We start from the raw sequence: 19,740 nt of genomic DNA, 5'->3' as shown, positions 1-19,740 counted from the left end.
CTTCAAGGGGTTTCGATGCGCCGCTGCAACAAGTTGATCAGCAGCAGCAGGATGAAGGAAACCACCAGCATCAACACGCCGATGGCAGTGGCGCCGGTGTAGTCGTATTGGTCGAGCTTGACCATGATCAGCAGCGGCAGGATCTCGGTCTTCATCGGCATGTTGCCGGCGATGAAGATCACCGAACCATACTCACCCACACCGCGGGCGAAGGCCAGGGCGAAGCCGGTCAACCAGGCCGGCAGCAGTGCCGGCGCAAGGATGTAGCGAAACACCTGCAAGGGTTTCGCGCCCAGGCAGGCAGCGGCTTCTTCGACCTCGCGCGGGATGTCCGCCAACACCGGCTGCACGGTCCGCACCACGAACGGCAGGGTGACGAAGGTCAGGGCCAGGGTGATACCCAGCGGGGTATAGGCGATCTTGAAGCCAAGGTCGGTGGCGAACTGACCGACCCAGCCAGCCGGTGCGTACAGCGCGGTCAGTGCAATACCGGCCACGGCCGTGGGCAAGGCGAACGGGAGGTCGATCATCGCATCGATGATCTTGCGGCCAGGAAAGGTGTAGCGCACCAGCACCCAGGCCAGCAGGGTACCGATCACGCCATTGATGATGGCGGCGAACAGGGCGGTGCCGAAACTCAGCTTGAGCGCGGCAATGACCCGCGGCGCACTGATGATGTTCCAGAACTGCTCCCAGGTCAGCTGCGAGGCATGAATGAACATGGCCGCCAGCGGTATCAGCACGATCAGGCTGAGGTACACCAAGGTGTAGCCCAGCGTCAGCCCGAAGCCGGGTATGACGGGGGAAATACGACGTGACATAAAGGTCCCTGGTTGAACGCACGAAGCCCGGGACGAGTCCCGGGCCAGTACAGGCTACTGAAGGGTGTTGCTCCCGAGAGGCACTGTAAGGGTGACTTACTGCGCCTGATAGATCTGGTCGAACACGCCACCATCGTTGAAGAACTTAGGTTGTGCAGTCTTCCAGCCACCGAAGTCCTTGTCGATGGTTACCAGATCGAGTTTGGGGAATTGCTTGCCAAATTCGGCGGCGACTTTCTCGTCACGTGGACGGTAGAAGTTTTCTGCGGCGATTTTCTGGCCAGCTGGGCTGTACAGGTGCTTGAGGTATTCCTCGGCGATCTTCTCGTTGCCCTTTTTCTGGGCGTTCTTGTCGACCACCGCCACTGGCGGCTCGGCGAGAATCGATAGCGAAGGCACGACGATTTCGAACTTGTCGCTGCCGCCATCTTCCTTGAGCGCCAGGAACGCTTCGTTTTCCCAGGCCAGCAGGACATCGCCCTGGCCGTTGTTGACGAAGGTGATGGTCGAGCCACGCGCGCCGGTATCGAGCACCGGTACGTGCTTGAACAGCTCTTGCACGTAGGCCTTGGCTTTGTCTTCGCTACCACCGGTTTTCAGGCCATAGGCCCAGGCGGCGAGGAAGTTCCAACGCGCACCGCCGGAGGTTTTCGGGTTCGGGGTGATCACCGAAACGTCTTTCTTGATCAGGTCGCCCCAATCCTTGATGCCTTTCGGGTTGCCCTTGCGCACCAGGAACACGATGGTCGAGGTGTAAGGGGTGCTGGCGTCCGGCAGGCGGCTCTGCCAGTTCTCTGGCAGGGTCTTGCCGAGCTTGGCGATTTCGTCGATGTCGCCGGCCAGGGCCAGGGTCACGACGTCGGCGCGCAGGCCGTCGATCACTGCCCGGCCTTGTTTGCCCGAGCCACCGTGGGATTGCTGGATCTTCACCTTGTCGTCCGGGTGAGCCTGTTGCCAGTGCTTGATGAACTCGGCGTTGTACTGTTGGTACAGCTCACGGGTCGGGTCGTAGGACACGTTCAGCAGTTCGTAGTCCTTGGCGATTGCGGAACCGGCAAAAACGGCACTGGCCAGGGCGGCAAGCGCATAACGGCGGATGGACATGGTGAAGCTCCCGATTGGCATTTTTCTAATTAGTAAGTGAAGCGGTATCAGCCGGACTTGTTGCCGGGCTGTTGCAGGCGGAACTTCTCCTTGCGCTCGATCTGTACGACCTGAGCGTTATGCACGGTAATCTCCACCGCACCGAAACGCAGATCGCGCAAGGCGCTCTGAATCTCACGCAGAATGGTGGCTTCGTCCTGACCGTCGATGCTACGCAGAGATGCACTCATGCTCGTTCTCCTGTGAGTGAAGTGCCGGGCAGAGGTTTGAAGGGGATTTGCGCCTGGCTTGAGGCTCATAGTAGTGAGGCGCGGATATTCTTAAAAATACTGTTTAAGAATGTTTATATAACCAATCTGAAGATGGGTGATTGCGTGGGAGCGGGCTTGCCCCGCGATAGCTTGGGTGAGACTACCGTCGCTATCGCGGGGCCAGCCCGCTCCCACGAGACCTAGGGGTTCTCAGGGGTGCTCTGCGGCTCACGGATCTTGTACCAGGCCACATACAGCGCCGGCAGGAACAACAGCGTCAGCAGCGTTGCACTGATGATGCCGCCGATCATGGCGTAGGCCATCGGCCCCCAGAACACTTCCCGGGCAATCGGGATCATGCCCAGGCTGGCGGCTGCCGCCGTGAGCAAAATCGGCCGCCGACGGTGGTTGGTCGCCTCCATTACCGCATCCCATGGCGAATAACCTTGAGCCTCGAACTCATCGATCTGGGTCACCAGGATCACCGAGTTACGAATGATGATCCCGGCCAGCGCCAAGATCCCGAGAATCGCCACGAAGCCCATGGGCGTCCCTGTCGGCACCAGCGCCAGCACCACGCCGATCAAGCCCAGCGGCGCCACACTGACCACCAGGAACAGCTTCTGCACGCTGTGCAGCTGGATCATCAGGAAAGTCGCCATCAAGAACAGCATCAACGGAATGACCTTGGCGATCGGTCCTTGCGCCTTGCCGCTCTCCTCTACCGTACCGCCGGTGGCCACCTCATAACCGGGGGGCAGCTGGCTGGCGAACTCGTCGATCTTCGGCTTGAGCTGGGCCACCAGGTCGGTGGGCTGGATCTCGCCGCTGACCGACGCCTTGATGGTGATGGTCGGCTTGCGATCACGCCGCCATACCAACGGCTGCTCCAGCTCATAGCGCACGGTGGCGAACGATAGCAGAGGGATGGAAGTGCCGTTAGGGGTGAGGATCTGCAGGTTCTGCAAGGTGTCGGGCGAGCCGCGCTCGCTGTCCTCGGCGCGGGCGATCACATCGACCAGGTAGATGTTGTCGTTGACCTGGGTGACCGGCACGCCGCTGACGATACTGTTCATCACGTTGGCCACGTCCTCGGACGAGAGGCCCAATTGACGCGCCTTGTCCTGGGCGATTTCGACCCGCAGCACCTTACCCGGCTCGTTCCAGTCGTAGATCATCTCGCCAATATGCGGGTTGGCATCGAGCAAGGTGGCCAGTTCGATCGCGTGCTTGCGCACCTGGTCGATGTCCTTGCCACTGACCCGATACTGGATCGGTCGCCCTACCGGTGGGCCCATTTCCAGCGACTGGACGTTGGTGCCGATCCCAACGAAGTCTTCACGCAGGATCTTCTGCAGACGCTCGATCAGGCCCTGGCGCTCTTCCAGGCCTTTGCTGACGATCACCAACTGGGCGTAATACGGGTTCTGCAGTTGCTGGTCGAGCGGCAGGTAGAAGCGGATCGCACCCTGGCCGATGTAGGTGCTCCAGCGCACCAGGTCCGGGTCGTCCTTGATCTTCGCTTCCAGGCGATCGACCACCTTGCGCGTCTCTTCGATCGAGGCGTTTTGCGGCAAGTTCAGGTCAACCAGAATTTCCGGTCGGTCCGATGCCGGAAAGAACTGGTTCTGCACGAAGCGCATGCTGAAGATCGCCAGGGCGAACAGCAGCACCGTGCCGATGATGGTCAGCCAACGGTGACGCATGCACCACAGCAACCCACCCTCGAATGCCCGCCCAACCCGACCCGGCTCGGCGTCATGCGCCTTGAGCTTGTCGCTCTTGAGAATATGCACGCCCAGCACCGGAGCGAAGAACACCGCCACTACCCAGGACACGATCAGCGCCACCGCGATCACCGCAAACAGGGTGTAGGTGTACTCGCCCGCAGAGCTGGCGTTGAGGCCGATGGGCACGAAGCCCGCCACCGTCACCAGGGTGCCGGTGAGCATTGGGAAAGCCGTCGAGGTATAGGCGAAGGTTGCCGCCTGCTCCTTGCTCTCACCCATCTCCAAGCGTGTGACCATCACCTCCACGGTGATCATCGCATCGTCCACCAGCAGGCCCAGGGCGATGATCAGCGCGCCCAACGAGATGCGCTGCATGGTAATGCCGCTGTACTCCATGAACACGAAGACCATGGCCAGCACCAGCGGAATCGAGCAGGCCACCACCAGCCCGGCGCGCACGCCAAGGCTGACGAAACTGACTGCCAGGACGATCACTACCGCTTCGAACAGGGCACTGGTGAAGCCACCGACCGCTTCCTCGACCACCACCGACTGGTCGGACACCGTATGCACACCGACCCCTACCGGCAATTGGGTGACGATGCGGTCCATCTTCTCCTTGAGCGCCTCGCCGAACACCTGGATGTTGCCGCCGGCCTTCATGCCAATGGCCAGGCCGATGGCGGTCTGGCCGTTGTAGCGGAACATCGGCGCAGGCGGATCGGTGTAGCCGCGCTCGATATTGGCGATATCCGCCAGGCGGAAGAAGCGATCGTTGATCCGCAGGTTGACGGTTTCCAGGTCTTTTTCCGAGGCGAACTGGCCAGTGGTGCGCACCGAAATACGCTCCGGGCCAGCCTCGATCACCCCGGCCGGGGTCACCGCGTTCTGCGATTGCAGGGCCTGCATGACCTGGCGCTGGTCAATACCCAGCGAGGCCAGCTTGCGGGTCGAGAAATTCAGGTAGAGCACTTCGTCCTGGGTGCCGACCAGTTCGATCTTGCCGATATTGGGCACTTCGCGGACTTCGGCGCGCGCCTGCTCGACATAGTCGCGTAGCTGTCGCAGGGTCAGGCCGTCGGCGGTAAAGGCGTAGATCGAACCGAACACATCGCCGAATTCATCGTTGAAACCCGGCCCTTGGATGCCTTGGGGGAACTGCCCGCGAATGTCATCGATCTTCTTGCGCACCTGGTACCAGATCTGCGGGATGTCCGCCGCTTTGGTGGTGTCGCGCAGGTAGACATAGACAGTCGACTCGCCTGGGCGGGTATAGCTTTTCACATAGTCGAGCGAATCGAGCTCCTCCAGCTTCTTCTCGATGCGGTCGGTGACCTGGTAGAGCGTCTCGTCCTGGGTCGCGCCGGGCCAGCGGGTCTGGATCACCATGGTCTTGATGGTGAACGACGGGTCCTCCTCACGGCCGAGATTGAAGTAGGAAAAAATCCCCATCAGCAGGCCAACGAACATCAGGTACCAGACGAAGGATTGGTGCTTGAGCGCCCATTCCGAGAGGTTGAAGCTTCCTTTCATCGTTCTTCCTCATCGAAGGTGACCTGCTGGCCTGGCTTGAGGGTATTGACCCCGGCCGTGACCACGCGCTCGCCAGGCTGCACCCCGGAAGCGAGGATGATGCTGTTGGCGGTGCGTGCGATCAGGGTGACGTCACGGGTGCTGACGGTCTTTTGTTGTGGGTCGACCACCCACACCTGGGTTTTGCCATCGCGCTCGAGCAGCGCAGTGCGCGGCAGCTCGCTACGCGGGGTCACCGCCGTGGTCAGGGTGACACTGATCGCCGTGCCCAGATGGAATGCAGCGGGGGTGTCAGCCAGGGTCAGGCGGGCACGGCGCGTGCGGGTGGTGGCGTCGGCCTGCGGCTCCAGCTCGCGCAGGGTGGCAGTGGTGTGGATGCTCGGATCGAGCTGCGAGGCAACGGTGAAGGTGAGGTCTTTGTTCAACTGCTCGGCGAGTTGGATGGGCAGGTCGATGACTGCCTCCTTGACGTCAGGCCGGGCCAGGGTGACCACTTCTTGACCTGCGCTGACGGTTTGCCCGGCCTCGGCTTTCCAGGCGGTGACCACGGCGGCGTGATCGCTGCGCAGCGTGCTGTAATCGAGTTGATCGCGGGCTTGGCTTACCGCCGAGCGCGCTTGTTCCAACGACGCGCCGGTGGTTTTCAGGTCGGTCTGGGCAATGTCCAGCTGAGCCTGGGCGCCGACACCGCGATCGTACAACTGCTGCTGGCGGCGGGCGTTGGCCTGGGCGTTGATCCACTGCGCCTCGACCCTGGCCAGATCGCCCTCGGCGGCGCGCAACTGGTTTTGCTGATCGGTCGGGTCGAGGGTCGCCAGGGTATCGCCAGGGTTGACCCGCGCGCCCACGTCCAGCCAGCGCCGAGCAATGCGCCCGGAAACACGAAAGCCCAGGGTGCTCTCGAAGCGCGCCTGGATGCTGCCAGCAAAGCGCCCCAGCTGCGATTGCACCTGCGGCTCTACCAACATCGACAGCACCGGGCGGATCGGCTCGGGTTTTTCTTCATCGCTGCCACAAGCGCTGAGCAACAGGCCGGCAGACAGTATCAGCAGCAGGCGCTTCATGGCGCGGCCCCTCCGTCCTTGGCACTGACCTTCTCTACCTGCATGCCTGGGTGCAATAACTGGCCGCCACTGACGACCACGGTCTCACCGCCCTTGACCCCGTCGGCGACAACGATCTTGCCGGTGAGGTAACGGCCCACCTGGACTTTGCGCAGCTCGACCTTGTCGCCCTCGCCCACCACCCACACGGCGGGCTCCTTGAGCCCCTTGGTCAGTGCCGACCAGGGCAATTCGATACTCGGCCGGCCCTGGCTGCGCCCGGTGGCGGTGACGGGCGACCCCAGTTGCATCCCAGCCGGCACATTACGCAGGGCCACCTTGACCTGCACCGTGCCGCTCTCGGCAGACACCGTTGGCGTGATCTCACGCACCCGGCCCTCGGCCTGAATCTTGGGATCATCCAACAGGCTGACGATCACCCCCTCATCGCTTGGCGGGGCAATCAACAGTGACTCATAGACGTTGAATACCGCATCGCGGTCGCCATCCACCGCCAGGCTGAAAATCGGCATGGTCGCCTGCACCACTTGGCCGACCTCGGCCTGCCGCGCAGTGATCACGCCATCGGCTTCAGAAACCAGCGCGGTGTAGCCCAGTTGTTCCTTGGCATTGGCCAGCTGCGCCTGGGCCGCCTTGAGCGCGCTCTGGCTGCTGCGCAGGGCGGCTTGGGCGGAGTCGTATTCACTCTGGCTGGTGTAGCCCTTGGGTAGCAGTTTCTGCTGGCGAACGAACGCCGCGCTGGTCTGGGTGACCCGCGCCTGTTCGGCGAATACCTCGGCCTTGGCCGATTCGACGTTGTTCTGCAGGTCTTTCGGATCGAGCCGGGCGAGCACCTGGTTGGCCTTGACGTGATCGCCCACATCGACGCTGCGCGAGATGATCTTGCCACCCACGCGGAATGACAGGTCGGTCTGCACACGCGCTTGTACATCACCGGTCAGGGTGACCTTGGCGGCGAAATCAGTGGGTTGGACTTGCAGTACACCTACCCTGGGCAGTTCCGGACTCGAGACTTCCTTCTCGCACCCCGACAGCATGAACAGCAACCCCAGGCAAACGACCGACAGTAGACGCCTCAACGTCATGCAGGCTCCTTGCTTGCGCGCAAATGGTTCGAGGGATGCGACTGTTAGCGTAGATCAGGGTTCCGAAAAGGACACTGATGGGGGTCAGTTAAGGGAAATTGTCGTCTGTTCTGGCCTCTTCGCGGGCAAGCCCGCTCCCACAGGTATTGCCTTGGCATCTGGAACAGTGGTGTGCCAATTTCATTTTCAGAAACCATCAAGCCCAGCAAACACCCCGCTATCTCGAGCCCCCCACAATACCTGTGGGAGCGGGCTTGCCCGCGAAGAGGCCGGCACAACCACAGCCAACCCTTGCCACATCCAGAAACCATCTAGCCCAACAGACACCCCGCTATCTCGAGACACCCGCAATACCTGTGGGAGCGGGCTTGCCCGCGAAGAGGCCAGCACAACCACAGCCAACCCTTGCCCATCCAGAAACCATCAAGCCCAACAGACACCCCGCTATCTCGAGACACCCGCAATACCTGTGGGAGCGGGCTTGCCCGCGAAGAGGCCGGCACAGCCACAGCCAACCCTTGCCACATCCAGAAACCATCAAGCCCAACAGACACCCCGCTATCTCGAGACACCCGCAATACCTGTGGGAGCGGGCTTGCCCGCGAAGAGGCCGGCACAGCCACAGCCAACCCTTGCCACATCCAGAAACCATCAAGCCCAACAGACACCCCGCTATCTCGAGACACCCGCAATACCTGTGGGAGCGGGCTTGCCCGCGAAGAGGCCGGCACAGCCACAGCCAACCCTTGCCACATCCAGAAACCATCAAGCCCAACAGACACCCCGCTATCTCGAGACACCCGCAATACCTGTGGGAGCGGGCTTGCCCGCGAAGAGGCCGGCACAGCCACAGCCAACCCTTGCCACATCCAGAAACCAACAACCACCCGCGACCTGCATTTGAGCCGCTACTTTCCAGAAGGTATTCACTTTCAAGGAAGATCCAAATGTCCCTCGCCGAGTCCTACCTACTTCGCCGTGGTCGCTTTTCCGAGCCAGGCAGACGCTATCTGTTGACCACAGTCACCTCCCAGCGCAATCCGCTTTTTCGTGACTTTCACAGAGCTCGGCTGGTGGTCCAGCAAATTCGCCAGGCCGATCTTGAGCATGCCTGCCAGTCTCTAGCCTGGGTGGTTATGCCGGACCATGTGCACTGGTTGTTCGAATTGAAGGCAGTGACGCTGGGCACACTGATGCGCAGGTTCAAGTCACGCTCAGCTATGGCCTTGCGCAAGACGGGTATTGCGTGCCAACCGATATGGCAGCCTGGGTATCAGGACCGTGCGCTGCGCAAGGAGGAAAGCGTGCGCGCGGTGGCCGAATACATTGCACATAATCCTGTACGTGCCGAGCTGGTCGACCACATTGGTGATTATCCGCATTGGGACAGTGCTTGGCTGTGAAGTGGCGGTGCGGCTTTCGCGGGCAAGCCCGCTCCCACAGGGTCCAATATCACTGATGAAAATGAATGGTGTCAGGCTTAGACAAGGTCCAGCACAACTGATGAGAAATGAATGGTGTCAGGCTTAGACAAGGTCCAGCACAACTGATGAGAAATGAGTGGTGTCAGGCTTAGACAAGGTCCAGCACAACTGATGAGAAATGAGTGGTGTCAGGCTGGGGTAAGGTCCAGCACAACTGATGAGCATGATCACTTTTGACGTTGCGCCGGAGCAAAGAACGCCGAACCGCCGCTTAGGGCCGCAGTGCGGCCCTAAGCGGGTGGGTCAAGCCGACGCGGCAGCCGGAGACGGGCGCTTGACCTGTGGCTGCGAGAAGTTCGCCGCAGCGCCTTCCTCGATAGCCTGCTGGATCGCCTTGCGACGATGCTCTTCAGCGCGGCGGCTGAAGTACCAGACCATGAAGGTCACCAGCGACACCGACAGCAGAATCAAGCTGGCCACGGCGTTGATCTCAGGCTTCACGCCCAGACGCACCGCCGAGAACACTTCCATCGGCAAGGTGGTCGAACCTGGCCCCGAGACGAAGCTGGCCAACACCAGGTCGTCCAGCGACAGGGCGAACGACATCATGCCGCCCGCCGCCAGCGATGGCGCGATCATCGGGATGGTAATCAGGAAGAACACCTTCCACGGCTTGGCACCCAGGTCCATTGCCGCTTCTTCGATCGACAGGTCCAGCTCGCGCAAGCGCGCCGACACCACCACCGCCACATACGCCGCACAGAACGTAGTGTGGGCAATCCAGATGGTGACGATGCCGCGCTCCTGCGGCCAGCCGATCATCTGCGCCATGGCCACGAACAGCAGCAACAGCGACAGACCGGTGATCACCTCAGGCATGACCAGCGGTGCGGTCACCAAACCACCGAACAGGGTGCGGCCCTTGAAGCGGGTCACGCGGGTCAGCACGAAGGCCGCCAGGGTGCCCAGCGCCACAGCGGCGATCGCCGTGTAGCAGGCGATCTCCAGCGAGCGCATCACCGAGCCCATCAGCTGCGAGTTGTCGAGCAGGCCGACGTACCACTTGATCGACCAGCCGCCCCACACCGTTACCAGCTTGGAGGCGTTGAACGAGTAGATCACCAGGATCAGCATCGGCAGGTAGATGAACAGCAAGCCGAGCACCAGCATCAGCTTGGAGAAACTGAAGCGCTTCATGCCCTGCCCTCCATCTCTTTGGCCTGGCTGCGGTTGAACAGCAGGATGGGCACGATCAGGATCGCCAGCATCACTACCGCCAGCGCGGACGCTACCGGCCAGTCACGGTTGTTGAAGAATTCCTGCCACAGCACTTTACCGATCATCAGGGTTTCCGGGCCGCCGAGCAGCTCAGGAATGACGAACTCGCCCACCACCGGGATGAACACCAGCATGCAGCCGGCAATGATGCCGTTTTTCGACAGCGGCACGGTGATCTTCCAGAAGCTGTTGAAGGTGCTCGAACCCAGGTCAGAGGCGGCTTCCAACAGGCTCTGGTCATGTTTGACCAGGTTGGCGTAGAGCGGCAGGATCATGAACGGCAGGTACGAATAGACCACGCCGATGTACACCGCCAGGTTGGTGTTGAGGATCTGCAGCGGCTGGTCGATCAGGCCGATCCACAACAGGAAGCTGTTGAGCAGCCCGTTGTTGCTGAGAATGCCCATCCAGGCATATACGCGGATCAGGATCGCGGTCCAGGTCGGCATCATGATCAGCAGCAACAGCACGGTCTGGCTTTCTTTGCGCGCGTTGGCAATGGCGTAGGCCATCGGGTAGCCGATCAACAGGCACAACAGGGTGCTGAAGAAGGCCATCTTCAACGAGCCCAGGTAGGCCGAGATGTACAGTTCATCCTCGGTCAACAGGCCATAGTTGGCCAGGTTGAGGACCAGCTGGACCTTGTCTTCGACGTAGCTGTAGATCTCGGTGTACGGCGGGATGGCCACGTCGGCTTCGGCGAAGCTGATCTTCAGGACGATGAAGAACGGCAGCATGAAGAACAGGAACAGCCAGATGAACGGCACGCCGATCACCAGGTGCCGTCCCTCCGGGACCAGGCGCTGGAAGGCTCGCTTGAGCTTGCGGATTTTCATGAGCGCAGTACCACGCCGCTGTCATCTTCCCACCACACGTACACTTCATCGCCCCAGGTTGGGCGGGTGCCCTGGCGCTCGGCGTTGGCCACGAACGACTGCACGACCTTTCCGCTCGGCAGCTCGACGTAGAACACCGAGTGACCACCCAGGTAGGCGATGTCGTGCACCTTGCCGCGCGACCAGTTGTGCTCGCAGGTCGGCTGTTGGGTGGTGACCAGCATCTTCTCCGGACGCAGTGCGTAGAGGATGTGCTTGTCCTCGACCGAGGTGGTCACGCCGTGGCCGACGTAGATCTTGCGCTCAAGCTCAGGGCTGGCGATCACCGCGTGGCCTTCGGCGTCGTCGACCACTTCACCTTCGAACAGGTTGACGTTGCCGATGAACTCGCAGACCAGGCGGCTGGTCGGGGTCTCGTAGATGTCGATCGGCGAGCCGATCTGGGCGATCCACCCCAGGTGCATGATGGCGATGCGCTGGGCCATGGTCATGGCCTCTTCCTGGTCGTGGGTCACCATCACGCAGGTTACACCCACGCGCTCGATGATCTCGACCAGCTCCAGCTGCATCTGCGAGCGCAGCTTCTTGTCCAGCGCGCCCATCGGCTCGTCGAGCAGCAGCAGCTTGGGGCGCTTGGCCAGCGAGCGAGCCAGGGCTACCCGCTGACGCTGGCCACCGGAAAGCTGGTGCGGCTTGCGCTTGGCGTACTGGGTCATGTGGACCAGCTTGAGCATCTCGGCCACACGGGCTTCGATCTCGGCCTTGGGCATCTTGTCCTGCTGCAGGCCGAAGGCGATGTTCTGCGCCACGGTCATGTGCGGGAACAGCGCGTAAGACTGGAACATCATGTTGATCGGCCGCTCGTAGGGCGGCATGTCGGTGATGTCGACGCCATCGAGGAAGATCCGCCCTTCGGTCGGACGCTCGAAGCCTGCCAGCATCCGCAGCAAGGTCGACTTACCGGAGCCGGAGCCACCGAGCAGAGCGAAGATCTCGCCTTTGCGGATTTCCAGGGACACATCGTCCACGGCAATTGTTTCGTCGAATTTCTTCGTGACCCGGTCGATCTTGACCAGCACCTGCTTGGGTTGCTGGCCACCCTCGAGGGCTTTCTTATAGGCACCGGAGGCAACTGCCATGAGTGAAACTCCCAACAAGATTTTTAAGCCCGCCCTTGGCGTGGCGGGTCTGGATGATTATTTGCCCGACTTGACCTTGGTCCAGCTGCGGGTCATCAAACGTTGCACCTTGGGCGGCAACTCACTGTTGACGAACATCTTGTCCAGCACTTCCTGCGGTGGGTAAACCGCGGCGTCAGTCCTCACGGCCTGGTCCATCAGGTCGCCAGCCTTGGGGTTCGGGTTGGCGTAACCGACGTAATCACTGACCTGGGCGATAACCTCAGGTTTCAGCAAATAGTTGATGAAGGCGTGCGCCTCTTTGAGGTTCTTGGCGTCCTTCGGAATCGCCAGGACATCGAACCAGAGGTTGCCGCCTTCCTTGGGAATCGCGTAGGCCAGGTTAACGCCCTTCTTGGCTTCTTCAGCACGGGCCTTGGCCTGGAAGATATCGCCGGAGAAACCGGCAGCGACGCAGATGTCGCCATTGGCCAGATCGGTGATGTACTTCGAGGAATGGAAGTAGGTCACGTAGGGACGCACGGCCAGCAGCTTCTGCTCGGCCTTTTCATAGTCCTTGGCATTGGTGCTGTTCGGGTCCAGGCCCATGTAGTTGAGCACCGCCGGCAGCATTTCGTCCGCCGAGTCGAGGAAGGCCACGCCGCAGGTGGAGAGCTTTTTCATATTCTCCGGCTCGAACAGCACCGCCCACGAATCAATAGTGTCTACGCCCAGCACCGCCTTGACCTTGTCGACGTTGTAGCCGATGCCATTGGTGCCCCACAGATAAGGCACGGCGTACTGGTTGCCCGGATCGTTCTTTTCCAGACGCTTCATCAGCGCAGGATCCAGGTTGGAATAATTGGGCAGCAGATTCTTGTCGAGCTTCTGGAACGCGCCCGCCTTGATCTGCTTGCCGAGGAAATGGTTGGACGGCACCACCACGTCATAACCGGTGCGACCGGCCAGCAGCTTGCCTTCCAGGGTCTCGTTGGAATCGAAGACGTCTTGCACCGGTTTGATCCCGGTTTCTTTCTCGAAATCGGCGAGGGTGGTCGGCCCGATATAGTCCGACCAGTTATAGAAATGCACCGTTGGCGCCGCTTGGACGCTGCATGCCAGCGTCAGGCCCGCTCCAGCCATCAAGGCTTTGCGAAATACAGAAATAGACAAGTGGATGCTCCTCACAATCAGTGCATTCAGTGACGGTGTGCCGTAGTAGTAAGCCGCGCCGTACACGCGAAACCGGCGCGCAACTTACCGTTGCAGCCTCGATGCCGCAAACTTATTTGCCTTACAGCCACCCTGAGCCGGAGAACCCCGGCGCAGAGGGCTTGAGCACAGGCTTACTTGCCCGACTTGATCTTGGTCCAGCTACGGGTGATCAGGCGCTGGGCTGCAGCTTCTGGAGCGGCAATGGCGTACAGCTGCTTTTTCACGTCGGCTGGTGGATAGATGCTGGGGTCGCTGGTGATGTCTTTGTCGACGAACTGGGTCGCGGCCTTGTTGCCGTTCGGGAAGCGCACGGCATTGGTGATCTCGGCCATGACTTCAGGCTGCAACAGGAAGTCCATGAACTTGTAGGCGGCTTCCTTATGCTCGGCATCCTTGGGAATGGCGACCATGTCATAGAAGGTGCCGGCACCTTCTTTAGGAATGATGTAGTCCAGCTTGACCTTGTCACCGGCCTCGTGGGCACGGGCCTTGGACTGCTCCAGGTCACCCGAGTAGCCGACCGCTACGCAGATGTTGCCGTTGGCCAGGTCACCGATGTACTTGGACGAGTGGAAATAGGTGATCGAAGGACGGATGCTCAGGAACAGGTCTTCAGCAGCCTTCAAGTCTTCCTTGTTCATGCTGTTGCTCGGCTTGCCCAGGTAGTGCAGCGCAGCCGGAAGCATTTCGGTCGGCGCATCCAGGAAGCTCACGCCGCAGCTCTTGAGCTTGGCGATGTTCTCTGGCTTGAACACGGCGTCCCACGAGTCGATCTTGTCCACGCCCAGCGCGGCCTTGACCTTCTCTGGGTTGTAGCCAATGCCGATCGAGCCCCACATGTAGGGGAAGGCGTATTTGTTGCCCGGGTCGCTGGCGTCACCGACGGCCTTGAGCAGGTCTTCGTCGAGGTTCTTCCAGTTCGGCAGCTTGGAACGGTCCAGTTCTTCGTAGACGCCAGCCTTGATCTGCTTGGCCAGGAAGTTGTTGGACGGCACGACCACGTCGTAGCCCGACTTGCCCGCCAGCAGCTTGGCTTCGAGGGTCTCGTTGCTGTCGAAGACGTCGTACTTGACCTTGATACCAGACTGTTTCTCGAACTTGGCGATGGTGTCCGGCGCGATGTAGTCCGACCAGTTGTAGACGTTCAACACCTTGTCTTCAGCCTGAACAGCAGTGGCCATGGCACCCATCAGGGCTGCGGCCAGCAACGTCTTGCCCATTTTCTTCATGCGTCATGCTCCAGATTTTTTTAATTAGCCATCCGTTCAGCTGCCAGGTCCCGCAGTACACGCGTTGGGCGACTGAAACAGTCGCTAGTCTGGCAAGTTACAAGGCGCTGTTTCAAGGAAAGCAGGGCCTTGTAACCGCTTAATGTCACAACGCTAGCGTAGCAGGTGGTCATTTCACCGCTTGAAGGGTCAAGTCCAGGCATTTACGTGCCTTTTCCACCAGCTCGTCGATCTCGGCATGGCTGATCACCAGCGGCGGCGCAATGATCATGGTGTCGCCTACCGCGCGCATCACCAGGCCGTTCTCGAAGCAGAAGTTTCGGCAGATCATGCCCACGCCCTTGCCCTCGTAACGGCTGCGAGTCGCCTTGTCCTTGACCAGCTCGATCGCGCCGAGCAGACCCAGGCCGCGCACTTCGCCCACCAGTGGGTGGTCCTGTAGCTCACGCAGACGTTTCTGCAAATACGGTGCCGCTTCTGTCTTGGCTTTCTCGACGATTTTCTCGTCACGTAGAATGCGCAGGTTTTCCAGGCCTACCGCCGCCGCCACCGGGTGGCCGGAATAGGTGAAGCCGTGGTTGAAATCGCCGCCTTCGCTGAGCACCTTGGCCACAGTGTCACGCACGATCACACCGCCCATGGGGATGTAACCGGAGGTCAGGCCCTTGGCGATGGTCATCAGGTCGGGCTTGAGGTCGTAGTAATCGGAGCCGAACCACTCGCCGGTACGGCCGAAGCCGCAGATCACTTCGTCAGCGACGAACAGGATGTCGTACTTGGCGAGGATCTCTTTCACCTTCGGCCAGTAGGTTTGTGGCGGAATGATCACCCCGCCAGCGCCCTGGATCGGCTCGGCAATGAAGGCGGCGACGTTGTCTTCGCCGACCTCGAGAATCTTTTTCTCCAACTGCTCGGCAGCCCACACGCCGAAATCGTCCGGGCTCATCTCGCCGCCTTCACCGAACCAGTACGGCTGCGGGATATGCACGATGCCCGGGATCGGCAAGCCGCCCTGCTCATGCATGCCGCTCATGCCGCCAAGGCTTGCGCCAGCAACGGTGGAGCCGTGGTAGCCGTTGATGCGGCCGATGATGGTCTGCTTGTGCGGCTTGCCCTTGAGTGCCCAGTAATGGCGGACCATGCGTAGCACGGTGTCATTGCCTTCGGAGCCGGAGCCGGTGAAGAACACATGGGTCATGCCCTTGGGGGCCACGTCGGTGATCGCCTTGGCCAGCTCCAGCGCGGGCGGGTGGGCGGTCTGGAAGAACAGGTTGTAGTACGGCAGCTCGCGCATCTGCTTCTCGGCCGCTTGCACCAGTTCTTCTCGGCCATAACCGACCGCCACGCACCACAGCCCAGCCATGCCGTCGAGGATCTTGTGCCCCTCGCTGTCCCACAAATGCACGCCCTGGGCCTTGGTGATGATGCGCGGACCTTTCTCTTTCAGCTGCTTGTAGTCGCTGAAAGGTGCCAGGTGGTGCTCACTGCTCAGGGTTTGCCAATCACGGGTTTGCGGGTTGTTGACGCTCATGTGCTTCTCCGTTTTGCGACAGCCGCGCTCCTGCGGCCCCAGGGTTGATCAGACGGCAAACAGCAGGAACTCACGTTCCCAGGAGCTGATTACCCGTTTGAAATTTTCATGCTCGGCGCGCTTGGTCGCGACGTAGCCGGTAATGAATTTCTTGCCCAGGTATTTCTCCAGGTCCTGGCAGTTCTCCATTCGCTCAAGGGCATCTTCGAGGGTCAGCGGCAGGCGCAGGTTGCGCCGCTCGTAACCCCGGCCCTGGACCGGCGCGCTCGGGTTGATGCCTTCGACCATGCCGATGTAGCCGCACAGCAGGCTGGCGGCAATCGCCAGGTAGGGGTTGGCATCGGCGCCCGGCAGGCGGTTTTCCACCCGGCGATTCTGCGGACCGGCATCGGGCACGCGCAGCCCCACAGTGCGGTTCTCTTCGCCCCACTCGACGTTGACCGGTGCCGAGGTGTCGGGCAGGAAGCGACGGAACGAGTTGACGTTGGGGGCGAACAGCGGCAGCACGTAGGGGATGAACTTCTGCAGGCCGCCAATGTGGTTGAGGAACAGCTCACTCATGCTGCCATCTTCATTGGAGAAGATATTCTTGCCGGTGTGCGCATCGACCACGCTCTGGTGCAGGTGCATGGCGCTGCCGGGCTCGCCGGTCATGGGCTTGGCCATGAAGGTGGCGGCGACGTTGTGCTTGAGCGCGGCCTCGCGCATGGTGCGCTTGAACACCAGGATCTGGTCAGCCAGGTGCAGGGCGTTACCGTGACGGAAGTTGATCTCCATCTGCGCCGTGCCGTCTTCGTGGATCAACGTGTCGAGGTCCAGCTGCTGCAGTTCGCACCAGTCGTAGACGTCTTCGAACAGCGGGTCGAATTCGTTGGCAGCCTCGATCGAGAACGACTGGCGGCCGGTTTCCGGGCGGCCCGAACGGCCGACTGGCGGTTGCAGCGGGAAGTCCGGGTCTTCGCTGCGCTTGGTCAGGTAGAACTCCATCTCTGGTGCGACAATCGGCTGCCAGCCCTTGTCAGCGTAGAGCTTGAGCACTTTCTTCAATACGTTGCGCGGCGACAGCTCGACCGGATTGCCCTTCTTGTCGTAGGTGTCGTGGATCACCTGGGCGGTCGGTTCGATGGCCCATGGCACGAGAAACACCGCGTTCTCGTCGGGACGGCAGATCATGTCGATATCGGCAGGATCCAGCAGCTCGTAATAGATGTCATCGTCGACGTAGTCGCCGGTCACGGTCTGCAGCAATACGCTCTCGGGCAGGCGCATGCCTTTTTCGGCGATGAACTTGTTGGTCGGCGAGATCTTGCCGCGGGTGATGCCGGTCAGGTCACTGATCAGGCATTCCACTTCGGTGATCTTGTGCTCTTTCAACCAATCGGTGAGCTGGTCGAGGTTGTTACTCATAAATACCTCAGGAGGTAAGGTGGCCCGGCTGGAGTATGTCGGGCGCTACTGACGCCTGGCGTCGATCAAGGTGGACGCTGCTCGGCTGCAATGGCCGCAGCAGACCCACGCATTGATTCTGGATGCACTGCCGTGGCAAAGCAAAGCGGCGCGCGCAGGACGTCACTGGATACCCGCGCAAGGCGTGTATCCATGAAGCATTCGAAGGGCAGGAAAAACGAAAGGCGTGCAGTAAACTGCTACTTAAGGTGAATGGACCGTGCCGACCGTCAATTATTGCGGCCAGGGCATCGACGTCTACGGCGCTGTGCGCGAAGACCTTGCGGCGAGCGGAACGGGTACCTGAAAGCGCTGCGCAGGCAGCACGTGCAGGTCGCGGCAAGCGGACCATGTGACCCTCGTATTATTGTGTTTTGGGTTGAGGCCGAGCTTAGCCTTGTTCATTTTTTTACACAACATCTCCGTAAAAAATAAAACACGGCCCGCGTGAGATAACCCTTCCGAGGGAAAATAGCGGATAATGGCACGCCCCGATATGCAGCAAATCGGCCGTCGATGTGCCATTTCAGGGCATCATGGGGTTGGCTTGACTTCAGTAGGTCTTTCCGATTGACTGGGGTTGCAAGCCCCCCTTGATTGATATTTTTAACAACAAAGGTGTTGCATCATGTCGGTACCCCCGCGTGCCGTTCAGCTTAACGAAGCGAACGCGTTCCTTAAGGAACATCCTGAGGTTCTCTACGTTGACCTTCTGATTGCAGATATGAATGGTGTGGTGCGCGGCAAGCGCATTGAGCGCACCAGCCTCCACAAGGTTTACGAGAAAGGCATTAACCTGCCGGCCTCCCTTTTTGCCCTCGACATCAACGGCTCTACCGTTGAAAGCACGGGCCTGGGTCTGGACATCGGCGATGCGGACCGCATCTGCTATCCGATCCCTGACACGCTGTCCAACGAGCCCTGGCAAAAACGCCCGACCGCTCAGCTGCTTATGACCATGCACGAGATCGAAGGCGAGCCGTTCTTCGCCGATCCACGTGAAGTGCTGCGTCAGGTAGTGAGCAAGTTCGATGAATTGGGCCTGACCATCTGCGCCGCCTTCGAGCTGGAGTTCTACCTGATCGACCAGGAGAACGTGAATGGCCGCCCACAACCGCCGCGCTCGCCGATTTCCGGCAAACGCCCACAGTCGACCCAGGTTTACCTGATCGACGACCTCGACGAATACGCCGACTGCCTGCAGGACATCCTCGAAGGGGCCAAAGAGCAGGGGATTCCGGCCGACGCCATCGTCAAGGAAAGCGCCCCGGCGCAGTTCGAAGTCAACCTGCACCACGTCGCCGACCCGCTCAAGGCCTGTGACTACGCGGTGCTGCTCAAGCGCTTGATCAAGAACATCGCCTACGACCATGAAATGGACACCACCTTCATGGCCAAGCCCTACCCGGGCCAGGCAGGCAACGGCCTGCATGTACACATTTCCGTGCTGGACAAAGATGGCAACAACATCTTCACCAGCGAGGATCCCGAGCAGAACGCCGCGCTACGTCACGCTGTCGGCGGTGTGCTCGAGACCCTGCCCGCGTCGATGGCGTTCCTCTGCCCGAACGTCAACTCGTACCGCCGTTTCGGCGCTCAGTTCTACGTGCCCAACGCGCCGAGCTGGGGCCTGGACAACCGCACCGTGGCCCTACGCGTACCCACCGGCTCGCCGGATGCCGTGCGTCTTGAGCACCGTGTAGCCGGTGCCGACGCCAACCCGTACCTGATGATGGCGGCCGTGCTGGCAGGCGTGCACCATGGCCTGACCAACAAGATCGAGCCTGGCGCGCCAATCGAAGGCAACTCGTACGAGCAGCTGGAGCAAAGCCTGCCGAACAACCTGCGCGATGCGCTGCGCGAGTTGGACGACAGCGAGATCCTCAACAAGTACATCGATCCGAAGTACATCGACATCTTTGTCGCGTGCAAGGAGAGCGAGCTGGAGGAGTTCGAGCACTCGATCTCTGACCTCGAGTACAACTGGTATCTGCATACCGTGTAAATGAAAACGCCGTCTTCTCAGACGGCGTTTTTCGTAGTGCGCTTTGTGTCGTGTGTACTGGGGCTGCTGT

Annotated in this window: 15 protein-coding genes; 2 read left to right on the top strand and 13 right to left on the bottom strand. The window is 60.6% G+C overall.

The features are described 5' to 3' along the window. Positions 1 to 2: 2 nt before the first annotated feature. From cysT to HU737_RS23860, 6 genes are all read right to left on the bottom strand, one after another. Entirely contained in the window at positions 3 to 821 is an 819-nt protein-coding gene (gene cysT, locus HU737_RS23885; RefSeq protein WP_186555869.1) for a sulfate ABC transporter permease subunit CysT, read from the bottom strand. A 96-nt stretch (positions 822 to 917) separates the two neighbouring features. Next, entirely contained in the window at positions 918 to 1,925 is a 1,008-nt protein-coding gene (locus tag HU737_RS23880) for a sulfate ABC transporter substrate-binding protein (RefSeq protein WP_186555868.1), read from the bottom strand. 47 nt (positions 1,926 to 1,972) lie between these two features. After that, a complete protein-coding gene (oscA, locus tag HU737_RS23875) occupies positions 1,973 to 2,155 on the bottom strand; it encodes a sulfur starvation response protein OscA (protein ID WP_016489716.1) in 183 nt (60 codons plus the stop codon). 221 nt (positions 2,156 to 2,376) lie between these two features. After that, the gene (locus HU737_RS23870; RefSeq protein ID WP_186555867.1) at positions 2,377 to 5,439 is read right to left on the bottom strand and encodes an efflux RND transporter permease subunit; all 3,063 of its coding nucleotides are present in this window, start codon (positions 5,437 to 5,439) and stop codon (positions 2,377 to 2,379) included. Then, entirely contained in the window at positions 5,436 to 6,503 is a 1,068-nt protein-coding gene (locus HU737_RS23865) for an efflux RND transporter periplasmic adaptor subunit (RefSeq protein ID WP_186555866.1), read from the bottom strand. Before HU737_RS23865 ends, HU737_RS23870 begins: the two co-directional genes overlap by 4 nt. Then, positions 6,500 to 7,588 (bottom strand): efflux RND transporter periplasmic adaptor subunit, encoded by a 1,089-nt coding sequence (locus HU737_RS23860; protein WP_186555865.1) that lies wholly within the window; start codon positions 7,586 to 7,588, stop codon positions 6,500 to 6,502. The genes HU737_RS23865 and HU737_RS23860 overlap by 4 nt, the downstream gene beginning before the upstream one ends. A 947-nt stretch (positions 7,589 to 8,535) precedes the next feature. Here HU737_RS23860 and HU737_RS23855 point away from each other — a divergent pair. Beyond that, on the top strand, positions 8,536 to 8,991 hold the full coding sequence (locus HU737_RS23855) for an REP-associated tyrosine transposase (protein WP_186555864.1): 456 nt from the start codon (positions 8,536 to 8,538) through the stop codon (positions 8,989 to 8,991). Between the two features lie 324 nt (positions 8,992 to 9,315). Here HU737_RS23855 and HU737_RS23850 read toward each other — a convergent pair whose 3' ends face one another. The 7 genes from HU737_RS23850 to HU737_RS23820 form a co-directional block, all read right to left on the bottom strand. Then, entirely contained in the window at positions 9,316 to 10,209 is an 894-nt protein-coding gene (locus tag HU737_RS23850; RefSeq protein ID WP_186555863.1) for an ABC transporter permease subunit, read from the bottom strand. After that, positions 10,206 to 11,126 (bottom strand): ABC transporter permease subunit, encoded by a 921-nt coding sequence (locus HU737_RS23845; protein ID WP_186555862.1) that lies wholly within the window; start codon positions 11,124 to 11,126, stop codon positions 10,206 to 10,208. The genes HU737_RS23850 and HU737_RS23845 overlap by 4 nt, the downstream gene beginning before the upstream one ends. Continuing rightward, positions 11,123 to 12,265 carry a polyamine ABC transporter ATP-binding protein gene (potA, locus tag HU737_RS23840; protein ID WP_186555861.1) on the bottom strand — a complete coding sequence of 381 codons (1,143 nt, stop codon included), beginning with the start codon at positions 12,263 to 12,265 and terminating at the stop codon, positions 11,123 to 11,125. The genes HU737_RS23845 and potA overlap by 4 nt, the downstream gene beginning before the upstream one ends. Before the next feature lie 57 nt (positions 12,266 to 12,322). After that, positions 12,323 to 13,417, bottom strand: a complete 1,095-nt coding sequence (locus HU737_RS23835; protein ID WP_186555860.1) for a polyamine ABC transporter substrate-binding protein — start codon at positions 13,415 to 13,417, stop codon at positions 12,323 to 12,325. Positions 13,418 to 13,590: 173 nt separating this feature from the next. Continuing rightward, positions 13,591 to 14,688, bottom strand: a complete 1,098-nt coding sequence (locus HU737_RS23830) for a polyamine ABC transporter substrate-binding protein (RefSeq protein WP_186555859.1) — start codon at positions 14,686 to 14,688, stop codon at positions 13,591 to 13,593. A 169-nt stretch (positions 14,689 to 14,857) separates the two neighbouring features. Beyond that, complete coding sequence (locus tag HU737_RS23825; protein ID WP_186555858.1) at positions 14,858 to 16,219, bottom strand: aspartate aminotransferase family protein; 1,362 nt, start codon at positions 16,217 to 16,219, stop codon at positions 14,858 to 14,860. Between the two features lie 48 nt (positions 16,220 to 16,267). Further along, complete coding sequence (locus tag HU737_RS23820) at positions 16,268 to 17,626, bottom strand: glutamine synthetase family protein (protein WP_186555857.1); 1,359 nt, start codon at positions 17,624 to 17,626, stop codon at positions 16,268 to 16,270. A 667-nt stretch (positions 17,627 to 18,293) separates the two neighbouring features. Here HU737_RS23820 and HU737_RS23815 point away from each other — a divergent pair. Beyond that, positions 18,294 to 19,670, top strand: a complete 1,377-nt coding sequence (locus HU737_RS23815) for a glutamine synthetase family protein (protein WP_186555856.1) — start codon at positions 18,294 to 18,296, stop codon at positions 19,668 to 19,670. The last annotated feature ends 70 nt before the right edge of the window (positions 19,671 to 19,740 follow it).

Origin of the sequence: Pseudomonas urmiensis (assembly GCF_014268815.2) — a bacterium.
GTDB classification, from domain to species: Bacteria; Pseudomonadota; Gammaproteobacteria; order Pseudomonadales; family Pseudomonadaceae; genus Aquipseudomonas; species Aquipseudomonas urmiensis.
The sequence above is the reverse complement of the archived record's forward strand: the minus strand, read 5'-3'. Positions and strand labels throughout refer to the sequence as shown.